Genomic DNA, 11,313 nt, shown 5'->3' with positions numbered 1-11,313 from the left:
TGGCATCGCTTAGATTTGAATGTCTAATGTATGCCAACTGCCGTGATGCTAAAATATGTATTTGCTCGTGGGGATACCTTCAAAATGGGTTGACGCTAAAAGCGACATTTACATTTCGCTTTTCCCTAACGATTACGAGTTTAAGGATTTTATTCACACTAAAGTTACAGATGAATTCAGTAAAGTATATGTACATAGCGGACAAAGCAAATTTTCCTGGATTTCACAAGACGATTTAAATAAATGGGGAATAACTGAAACTGAATTGGACAGCCAGGCAAATACAAATGCTGACAATCTTTTGGCAAAGACTGAAATTTCATTTGACACAATAGAAAACCGTAAACTTGGACTTATAGAACCTGAATATCCAACGTTGAAAGCTGCTTTACTGTTTGCTCCGGCTATGAAAGAAAAAGTAAAAAAAGATTTTGGCTTTCCTTTTTATGCAGTTATTCCAGTCAGAGATTTTTGTTATATTTTCTCAGAAAAAGACCTCGACTTTTTCTCAAAACGTATTGGCCAGGTAGTAGTTGACGAATATAAGCAGTCTGGCTATCCCATAACAACAGAAATTCTAAAATTCACAGACAAAGGTATTGAGGCGGTTGGGCGATATCCAGTAAATTAAATGAGGAAAAAAATATACGCAGCCAGCCGACAAAGACAATAATGCTACTATTCAAAGAGGAACAGCGCTTACAGCGCTGCTCCCTCTATCGTCCACTCTTCTTTCCACCAAATATCCGGTTTTCCTTCGGCATTAAATTTCAGCGGCAGCCATATGTATAGGGATGCTTCCAGGTCAGTTTTGTTCCACCTGTCTGCCATAAAAATAAACGTGTCCTTTTGGCCCTGCACGGGCAGCACATAGGTGCTTTGCGCATGGTAGGTGCTGTCAGCATCCCTGCCATGGCAGGGATTTTCATGCGCGGTCCAGCTGCCCATAATACTATCTGCCGTGGCATAAGATGCTGCGTTGGGCGACCACCCGGTGCAGCCGGAAGTGAACAGGTAAAACCGGTTATTGTACCTGCATACAGCCGGCGCTTCCCTGGCCTGTTGTACCAGTATACGGTGATCATTTTTAGTGTGTGAAAGATAATCGTCCGTCAGCTCGCAGATATGCATGGTCTGATTCTCTTCTGATGAATAGAAATGATAGGCCCTGCCATCATCGTCCTGAAAAATGGTCATATCCCGGGCCATATTGCCATTGGGCCGCACGCTGCCAATGTATTGAAAGGGCCCTTCGGGCTTGTCGCTTACCGCCACACCTGACCTGGCGTAGCTGTAATCCTGGGAGTCTATGTGCATCCACATCACAAACTTGCCGGTCTTTTTGTTATAGATCACTTTAGGCCTTTCTATGACCTTGCTGATATGCAGGTCATTGGTGCTGTCTGTTGCGTCGGACTGCAGGGCTACCCCTTCCGGCTTCCAGTGCAGCAGGTCTTTGGATGAGTAGCAGGAGATGCCGCCTGCATTCACCCGGTAGTTTTCCCAGGTGGATCCGGGTACCCGCCAGGTGGTGCCTTTCTTTATTTCGCCATACCAGTAATAGATGCCGTTGTAGTACAGGATACCGCCGCCATGCGCATTGATCTGGTTACCTGCGGTATCCTGCCAGCTGGCGCCGGGAATAATATATTGCTGTTGCGCATAACCTGTTATGTATGCCGGTACTACCAGCAGGAATAACCATAGTGCTGTAATGCTTCTCATGTTGTTACAGATTTGGGTTCAGTTGCTTATCGCCTACGGGTATGGGCGCCCAGTAAAAGGTATGTGAAGCATCGTTCGGAATGTTCTTCAATGCTTCTTCTGAAACATCCCGGTCTGAATTGGCTTTGGCCACTGTTTCCGTACGTATCAGATCATACCAGCGGGCTGCAGGTTCAGCACCTGCAAATTCCCAGCCCCGCTCTGCTATTACCGAGTCGCGGAAGGCTGCCTGGGATAAACCGGCAACAAGGTTAGCAATCCCGGACCTGTTCCTTACCTGGTTGATGGCGGCATAGGCGGTTGCATCCGGGGAGGCAGACATGGCCTTTGCTTCTGCATAAGTAAGCAATACTTCTGCATAGCGGATCACCGGCACGGTATGGCCGCCAATCCAGTTATTGTTCACATGGTTTACCGGGTTGAACGCATCATCATCACGGAACTTAAAGAAATACGGATGTTTGTGCAGTGTGCCAGTCCAGTCAACAGCTTTACCGGGATCGTTGTTGAGATAGTATACAGACTGGTAAGTAGCTTCTTTCCTGGGGCCCGGCGGAAATTTCTTGTAGAAATTGATCTCTCCGTAACCATCGCCCCAGCCGCCTTCATCATCCGGCGCATACGCATTTGGCGTTAGCATATTGTAGTTTTCCCATGCCCAGCCGGATACATTTACATTGTAGTAGCAGCCGAATACTGTTTCGTGGTTGAACTTCCCTCCTTTCTTCCAAAGGTCTGCATAGTTGGTGGTGAGGTCATAACCCCAGGTAGCCTTGTTATCTATCACCTCTTTGGCTTTGGCTGCGGCCAGCGCATATTTATCTGTTTGTTTGAGCGGCCAGCCTGCCATGGTCAGGTATACATTGGCCAGCAGCGCTTTTGCGGAGCCGCGGGTAGGCGGTATATCTACACCGCTCTGCCTTTTAGTGCCATCCCATACATCGGGCAGCATAACTTCTGCCTTCTGCAGATCAGCTACTATTAATGCGTAGATCTCTGCTGGCTGTGATTTGGATCTGTTATAATCTACCGTATTATCTGTGGTCAGCGGTACCTCTCCCCAGGTGCGGGTAAGGAAGAAATAGCTGAGTGCACGGAAAAAATAAGCCTGGCCGGCTGCGTGGTTCCTATCATCTTCCGATGCTTCTGTAGCATTCTGGTAATTATTGATCAACGAATTGCTTGATTTGATAGTGGCGTAAAAATAGCTCCACCAGTTGGTCATACGGTCGTTGGAGGAGTTGGCCTGGTAGGTATCAAAATCGGAGTAAGATATTTTGTTGCCGGCACGGGCCACGGTCATATCATCCCCGCCCCACAGCGTAGAGAAACCTGCAGACTGGTTAAAGGCTCCATTCACTTGTGTATACAGCCCAATAGCGGCCATATTCAGATCGTTTGATGTTTTATAGAAATTATCCGGTGTAAGGTTGCTTCTCGGATCTTCCTTCAGGAAATCCTTGCTGCAGGATGCGGTTAGCAAAAGCAGCAGGCAAACAATTATTATATGCGATTTCATTCGTTCAAGTTTTAACATGATCGTTATAAAGAAATATTTACCCCGAATGTAAAGGTGCGCGGAGAGGGATACGCACCCAGGTCAATACCGGCATCAGCATCGCTGGTAGCGGAAGTAGACGTGGCCTCCGGATCGTATCCTTTATAATTAGTGATGGTATACAGGTTCTGCGCGCTCAGGGTAAAGCGTACATCGGCAAAACGGGTAGCCTTTTTTGGCAGTGTATAAGAAAGGCTAATATTCTTCAGCCGCACATAACTGCCATCCTGCAGGTACTGGGTAGATTCCACGTAGCTGCGGTTAGTTTTACTGGCAGGATCGGCCCATACGGTGCCGGTATTGCTGCTTGTCCAATAGTTAGCGGATGCTGCCAGGGTAGGGTATTTCACATCGCTGGTTGGCGCTGCTATACCTGCATAGGTGGCGTTAAAGATCTTGTTGCCATGCGATGCCTGCACAAACACGTTCAGCTCAAGATGCTTATACCGGAAGTTGTTATTAAAGCCCCACTGGAATTTGGGGATGGCGCTGCCCGCAATAACACGGTCCTCATAACCGATAGAGCCGTTGCCGCTTACGTCTGTATAGCGGTTATCGCCTGCTTTACCTCCTGTTCTGTTGTCATCGGTCCTGTAAATGCCCTGCCAGGGAATAAGATAGAATGCGCCCAGCGACTCCCCGGTTTTTACCACCTGTATGTTGGTGTTAATTAATCCGCCGCCAATAACAGGCCGGTACAGGATGGAATCTTTACCCAGGCTTACGACCTTGTTCCTGTAAGCAGATGCGTTGATGCTGGTGGTCCAGGAAAAATCACCCTGCTGTATGGCTGTCAGATCCACAAAAACTTCAAAGCCTTTATTATTTACCACACCTACATTTTTATACATGGTGCCGCCGCCGTCGTAGCTGGCAATGGGCACCTGCAGCAGCAGGTCTTTTGTGCGTTTGTTATAGTAATCGGCGCTAATGTTCAAGCGTCCGCCCAGCAGTCCTACATCCAGGCCTATATCTGTTTGCTTGGTAGTTTCCCATTTCAGATCCGGATTGCTGGGGCTTCCCAGCAGGTAACCCTGGTACAGCGTAGTGGTGCCATAAGAATATTGCATGCCTGTAAGCAGTCCAAGGCTGCTGTATGGATTAATGGACTGGTTGCCCGTAATGCCCCAGCTGGCGCGCAGCTTCAGGTTGGAGAAAATGCCCAGGTCTTTGATGAAGGATTCTTCAGACAGGCGCCAGCCCACTCCAATGGAAGGAAAGTATCCCCACTTGTTGGCGGTGGTCTGGAACTTGGAAGAACCATCTGCCCGGTAAGTAGCAGTAATAAGATATTTATCGTTAAATGTATACGAAGCACGGCCTACATAAGAGAGCAGCGCCCAATTGGTATAGGCTGATGAAATACCCTGGGAGGTATTGAGCCCCAGGTTATAATAACCGTTAGAGGTAGAGGTAAGCCCTGAGCCGGCGGCGGTGAAAGAATTGTACTTGCTGGAAGTTTCTTCCACTATACCCATTACCGTTAGGTCATGCTTTTCATTGAACTTTTTGTGAAAGGTAAGCGAGTTACTGTTCTGGAAAGTATAGCTTTCTACAGAGCTTTGGCCGGACCCCGGATTGCCGGGGCTTATCCAGTCGTTATTCAGATAGGCATTGCGTGAATTATTTACATCCAGCCCCAGGTTAATGTTCAGTGCAAGCCAGTCTGTAATGTTGTAGGCAAGGTGTCCGTTAAGCACTGCGGAATTGGAAGAGGTAACGCTGTTCCTTTCCCTGATGGTCATGTAAGGGTTAGACCAGATGGGGGAAATGGCAAAGCGGTTGTACTGGGAACCGGAATCATATACCGGCTCAGTTGGCGCCCATGCCAGCGCTGCGGTTACGGGGTTACCCTTGCCGCCAATATCGCCGTTATTGTTTGAGTTGGAATGTGCGGCAAAGATGCCCAGCCCTATGCTTACCCGGTTGCTTAACTTACTATCCAGGTTAGCGCGCAGTGCAAACTTTTCCTGGCCGGTGTTCACCAACAGGCCTGACTGGTTTACGTAATAACCGGAAATATAATACCTGGACTTGTCTGTTCCGCCGGAAACGGAAAGCTGGTGGTTTTGTGTAATACCGGTATGGAAGATCAGATCCTGCCAGTTGGTTCCCTTACCGGCATAAGATGAAGGATCCGCGAAAACGGATGATCCCGCAATATGATTGGCCTGCTGTGCATAGCCTACCGCATCCAGCAGATCATACTTCTTCATGGGTTTGTTGCTGCTCAGGAAACCATTGTATTCAATATGCATGGTGCCGGCCTTACCATTTTTGGTGGTGATAATGATAACGCCATTGGCGCCGCGCGATCCGTAAATAGCGGTGGCGGAGGCGTCTTTCAGCACGTCCATGGAGGCAATATCATTTACATTGATGTCCTGTATGCTAATGCTGCTCAGCGCCACCCCGTCAATTACATAGAGGGGATCATTACTGGCGTTGATGGAATTGGCGCCCCTGATGCGGATCTTTACCGCGCCGCCTGGCGCCCCGGAGCTGTTAGCTACAGATACGCCGGCCACCCTGCCCTGCAGTGCGGAGGAGGCGTTGAGCACCGGCTGATCTTTATAGACCGTGGCATTCAGGGAGGAAATGGCGCCTGTAAGGTCTTTCCGCTTTTGGGTGCCATAACCTACCACTACTACTTCGCCCAGGCCCTGGGTAACGGATTCCAGCTGTACATTGATAAAGCTGCGGTTACCTACCGGCACCTCTTTGCTGCCGTAGCCCATGAGGCTGAAAGAGAGGGTGGCCCCGGCAGGAGCATTAACGGTGAACCGCCCGCTACCGTCTGTTTGGGTATTAACGGAGGTACCTTTTATATACACAACCACACCCGGCAGGGCCGTATCACCGGCACTGACCTTTCCGCTAACGGGCTGCTGTGCATAAAGGAGCATTGAATAGTTGCAGAAAATGAAACAGAGGAATCCCCATTTCTTCCATAACGCGAGATAAATTTTCATCTGATAAGGATTTAAATTTTTAATTGCCAGATGGTACCGCCCTGCTTACTCGGGGCCGGCTACATGACAATCTGATTTTTGTACCGTGGAAACTAATTGGTTGAATGTTGTCCCTTTTCTTGCCTCCCTGAACCGCGCATTTGCAATGCCCGGTCTGTGTTGTTGAATGCAAGTATAGGACCGCCGGCCGGGAAACCACCGGGGGTAAATGATCAAATAGAGGGGGTAAACTGGTAAAATGGTGGTTATTCTTTCCAGTTTACCACATTAAAGTCCTTATTAAAGGTGTTGCGGTACTTTTTGATGTATTCAGAGGGGTTCATTTCAAAGAGTTTGTAGAATTGTTCCCGGAAATATTTCATGTCATTGATGCCTACCTCAAAGGCGGCTTCGCTTACATTGCAGTCTGTGCTAAGCAATAATACTGCTGCACGGCGCAGGCGGATGAACCGGATAAAGGCATTTACGGATTGCCCGGAAACTGATTTTACTTTCTTATAAAGGCCGGAATGGCTCATGCCTATTTCTGTGGCCAGGATCTTAATGTTAAAGGTGTCATTATCCAGGTTATCCTCTACAATGCTGATACAGCGTTCCAGGAAATCCTTGTATTCGGCAGAGACGCGGGCATTGTTCTTTTTAAGGGTGATCTTGTCAAAGAAATAGCGCTGCAGCACATTCCGGTTTTGGAGGATGTTGTGAATACGGGCCAGCAGCAGCTCTTTTTCAAACGGTTTTACAATATAATCGTCTGCACCGCATTCAATGCCCCGCAGCTTGGTTTCCTGGGAAGGGTTAGCGGTGAGCAGCACCACCGGGATATGGTTCAGGGAGGGATCCTGTTTGATGGCGTTACACAATTCCACCCCGTTCATTCCTTTCATGACCACATCGCTTATAATAATGTCCGGGCAATGTTCCCGGGCCAGCTCCAGCCCGTCCGTTCCATTGTCTGCTTCATGGAAAAGGAACTTTTCGCGGAAAAGCTGCCGGAGGTAGTCCCTGATCTCCGGGTTATCGTCCACCACCAGGATGGACCGCTTACCGGAAATAATATCGCCCATCAGGCTTTGCTCTTTTTCTGCCAGGGGCGTTTCCGTGTTGATATTGCCCATAAGCTCTTCCAGCAGCGCAGCGCTTTCCGGCAGCTCTTCAAAAATATACTGCCCGGCAAAGTGACTGGTTCCCTTTTTGAGGCGCACGGTAAATGAAGCTCCCTGCCCTGCCACACTGGTAAAGGATAGATGACCTTTATGGCTTTCAATGAAATGCTTTGAGAGGTATAGCCCTATACCGAAACCGGTTTTGCCCGGCACGCTCTTCTCCTTTACCTGGTAAAATCTTTCAAACATCCGCTGGCGGGCGCTTTCGGTGATACCGCAGCCGGTATCTGTAATGTTAACAATAATATCGTTCTCCTCCTCACTGACCATAAAGCTAACTGTTCCACTGTCCGGCGTAAACTTCAGCGCATTGGAGAGCAGGTTGAATAACACGATCTCTATCTTTTCCCGGTCGGCATATACTTCCAGCTGCTGGTTATCGCAGCTGAAGGTGTAGTGAATATGCTTAGCGCCGGCCTGCTGAATGAAACACAGGTATACTTCTTTGCACAGGTCATGGAGGTTGATACAGGTTATTTTCAATTTATCGCCTTCACTGTCGGCCTTACGGAACAGCAGCAGCTGATCCACAAGGCTTAGCAGGCGCCGGGCATTCCGGTATACTACTTCCAGGCCGTTGCCTGCCGGTTTATCACCAGTGTTCAGCATTTCCTTCACGGGATTAATGATGAGCGTAAGCGGCGTTCTGAACTCGTGGGATACATTTGTAAAAAAGGCCAACTTCTTTTCATTCAGCTCCTTTTCTTTCTCTGTTTCCAGGCGGGCTACCCGTATATCAAAGGCCAGCTTTGTTTTTTGCGCTTTGTACCGGAGGTAGATGTAGGCCAGGCCGGCAATGGCGGACAGGTACAGCAGGTAGGCCCACCAGGTTCTGTACCAGGGTGGCAGCACGGTTATTTTCAGGATGTACTCATGGGTGTTCCAAACACCTTCTGCATTGGTGCTCTTTAACCGGAAGGTATAGCTGCCTTCTGTTAAACGGGTGTAATTGGCGGTTCTTGATTTGCCTACATAGTTCCAGTCCTTGTCCCAGCCTTCCATATAATAGGCATAGTCTATTTTGTCCGGGGCTGAGTATTCAAGCGCTACAAAATCAAATGCGATCATTGCTTTATTATATGGTATGCTCAGCGCCTGTACATGATCCTGTGTGCTTTGTGTAACATAAGCACCGGCCTGCTCTACCGGGGTATTTGCGATCTTTAACCCCGTGAGCATTACTTTGGGCATATTTGAAACATACTGCAAACTATCGGGGTAAAAGATATTGAGCCCCTTGATGCCGCCAAAGATAAACTCGCCGGAAGGCAGGGCCAGGGCGGCGTTATAGTTGAACTGGTTGCACAGCAACCCATCGGATTGGGAGAAATTTTTAAAGCTTTTTTCCCGGGGATTAAATTTTGAGATGCCGTAAAATGTGCTGATCCATAAGTTGCCTCGTTTGTCTTCCAGTATATTCAGAATGGAGTTATTGGAAAGACCATTGGCTTTTGTGAACCTGGTATAGGCGCCGGTTTCCCGGTTAAATTGCAGCAGACCTCCGCCTTCAGTACCTACCCAGCAATTGCCGTCCCTGTCCTCATGAAAAACGCGCACGGCATAACCAATATCATATACCCGGTGTTTTTTAGTGACCCTGTCCACTTTTATTAAGGAGGTATAATTTCCTGCCCAGAAATTGCCGCTGCTGTCTTCCGCCATGGAAAGGATGTTGGTAAGGGTACTGTCAAACACCTCAAAACGGTTGGCGGCCCTGTTTAGCCGGTAAAGCAACCCATTGGTGCAAACGCCTGCCCACAGCGTTTTTTGGGTATCTTCATAGAGCAGCCAGGTATTTTTATCTTCCCGCCCACTGAGCGGATTAAAACAGGCATAATGCTCAAAAGAGCGGGCTGTTTTGTTATAGCGGTAAATGCCCCCGCCCCAGGTGGTGATCCATATGGTATGCTGAAAATCGCTGACAATGCTGGTTACGAAATCACTGCACAGGGAATGGCTGCCTGTTAGCTGCTGGAAGTTGGTGAACCGGTCCTGTTTGCGGTTCCAGACACTGAGCCCGCCGCCATCGGTACCGATCCAGATATTGTGATCCGCATCTTCACAAAGCGAGAGGGTAAAATCATTGATCAGGCTATTGGCATTAAGGGGATCGTGCGTGATGGCGGCAAAACCGGTTTTGCCGGGATCCAGGATATTGATGCCACCCCGCAGGGTACCGATCCATTTGCGGCCTTCATGATCTTCGTGGATAGCATATACCGCGGTGCTGGTAAGCAGCTCTTTGTTCTTGGCCGATACCAGCCGCGTAACCTTGCCGGTGGCCAGCGGCATTGTAAAAACGCCTTCCCCGTCAGATGCTATCCACAGCTGATCCTGTTTATCTATGGCCAGGCGCACTACCCTTTTGGAATGCGTTAACAGCATGTTGTTAAATGTATTGGATGCAATGGTGTATTTATATAGCCCGTCATCGGTACCCAGCCACAGGCGGCCGTGGTTATCTGCCTGCAGGGCAATGCCATTCCGGATGCTGTTATTGATCACACTTATGGTGCCGCTGTTATCATCATAGCGGCAAAGCCCTACATTGCGCACAAACAGCCAGGCATGCTGCCCAGCATCCAGCTCTATGGACATTACCTCATAATGCGCGCTAACCGTGTTCCCGTTCCTGAGGGGCGCCTGTTTTGCTGCGCCGCCCGGGTTATAAATGAGCAGGCCTTCCCCATCAGTGCCAATGAACATACTTCCTTTAGACCCTGGTTTGAGGGCATTTATGGAAACCAGCACCTTCCTGGCTGCGCTGCCTTTATAGGGGAGGTAGCTAAGGCCGGAGAAACGCGCTGTAGCATTGTTATAAATACTGATGCCGCTGCGGGTGCCTACCCATAGGCGGTTGTCGTGGCTTTCTGTGATACAGGTTATGCGGTTATCGGCCACGGAATTGGTATCATTAAATTCATTCCGGTAAATGGTGAAGTTATATCCATCATAACGGTTCAATCCATCATAGGTTCCGAACCACATAAACCCGTTATAGTCCTGGTAAATGCTGGTAACGGCATTATTGGACAGCCCCTGTTCAATACCCAGGTAAGTAAGCGGCGGAATGGATTGGGCAAAGGTGTTTGGCCGTATGGAAAAAGCACATAATGCCCACAAAATAGCCGGCTTGAGATACCTCATCATTGTTCACTGATTTATGTTATTCACAACGTGCTATAAAGTAAGGAAATATTTTGGTTAATTGGGGTGTATTGACATTTTATTCACAATAAAAGGCCCCTACAAACAATTCTTATAATTAATTGCAATACAATTAATTATATTCTTTACTCGTAACTTGCCTGGTAGTTATTTTGTTTCGTTTATTTCGTTTAGCTATATTTGTATAGCTAAAGTAAAGAGACATGGACGCAATTATTGAAAAAACTACTAAAAAGGATCAGCAGATCGCAAAAGCCTCTATCAAGCAGGTTCACCTGGCATCAAAAAAAGTTTCAGATGATCGTAGCAATGTAGTTACTATAAATATTCAGGGAAAGGGCGAACCATTGGAAATTCCAACCAAGGCACTGTTCTTATTGTTCGACATATTGGATAATATGGCTGATGGAAGATCCATTGCCATCATCCAACCTGATAATGAAGTTAGCACCCAACAAGCAGCCGATCTACTGGGCGTTTCAAGACCACACGTCATTAAACTGCTGGAAAAAGGTATCATTCCTTTTAGTAAAGCCGGTACACATCGCCGTATCCTGCTTAAAGACCTGGTGGAGTACGATAAGAAACAGAAAAAGAGCAGAACAGAGAACCTTGATTTTCTTGCTAAACAAGCACAAGAACTTAACATGGGATACTGATGGTCAATTTGTTTAACCCCATTGTAATACTGGATGCCAATGTACTTTACCCGGCTCCATTACGGGAT

Annotated in this window: 6 protein-coding genes; 2 read left to right on the top strand and 4 right to left on the bottom strand. The window is 48.0% G+C overall.

Annotation, left to right across the window (positions count from 1 at the left end; all coding sequences use genetic code 11):
* Positions 1-67 precede the first annotated feature (67 nt).
* A complete protein-coding gene (locus KVT36_RS22510) occupies positions 68-631 on the top strand; it encodes a hypothetical protein (protein WP_217605697.1) in 564 nt (187 codons plus the stop codon).
* 68 nt (positions 632-699) lie between these two features.
* Here KVT36_RS22510 and KVT36_RS22505 read toward each other — a convergent pair whose 3' ends face one another.
* The 4 genes from KVT36_RS22505 to KVT36_RS22490 all read right to left on the bottom strand — a co-directional run bounded on the left by KVT36_RS22505 (position 700) and on the right by KVT36_RS22490 (position 10,568).
* The gene (locus tag KVT36_RS22505; RefSeq protein ID WP_217605696.1) at positions 700-1,725 is read right to left on the bottom strand and encodes a glycoside hydrolase family 43 protein; all 1,026 of its coding nucleotides are present in this window, start codon (positions 1,723-1,725) and stop codon (positions 700-702) included.
* Positions 1,726-1,729: 4 nt separating this feature from the next.
* On the bottom strand, positions 1,730-3,244 hold the full coding sequence (locus KVT36_RS22500; RefSeq protein WP_217605695.1) for a RagB/SusD family nutrient uptake outer membrane protein: 1,515 nt from the start codon (positions 3,242-3,244) through the stop codon (positions 1,730-1,732).
* Positions 3,245-3,267: 23 nt separating this feature from the next.
* Positions 3,268-6,255, bottom strand: a complete 2,988-nt coding sequence (locus tag KVT36_RS22495; RefSeq protein WP_217605694.1) for a TonB-dependent receptor — start codon at positions 6,253-6,255, stop codon at positions 3,268-3,270.
* Between the two features lie 245 nt (positions 6,256-6,500).
* Positions 6,501-10,568, bottom strand: a complete 4,068-nt coding sequence (locus tag KVT36_RS22490) for a two-component regulator propeller domain-containing protein (RefSeq protein WP_254640145.1) — start codon at positions 10,566-10,568, stop codon at positions 6,501-6,503.
* A gap of 221 nt (positions 10,569-10,789) precedes the next feature.
* Between KVT36_RS22490 and KVT36_RS22485 the strand changes: the two genes are divergently transcribed.
* Entirely contained in the window at positions 10,790-11,245 is a 456-nt protein-coding gene (locus KVT36_RS22485; RefSeq protein WP_217605693.1) for a helix-turn-helix domain-containing protein, read from the top strand.
* The last annotated feature ends 68 nt before the right edge of the window (positions 11,246-11,313 follow it).

The organism is Chitinophaga sp. GbtcB8, assembly GCF_019091455.1.
Taxonomy (GTDB): domain Bacteria; phylum Bacteroidota; class Bacteroidia; order Chitinophagales; family Chitinophagaceae; genus Chitinophaga.
The sequence above is the reverse complement of the archived record's forward strand: the minus strand, read 5'-3'. Positions and strand labels throughout refer to the sequence as shown.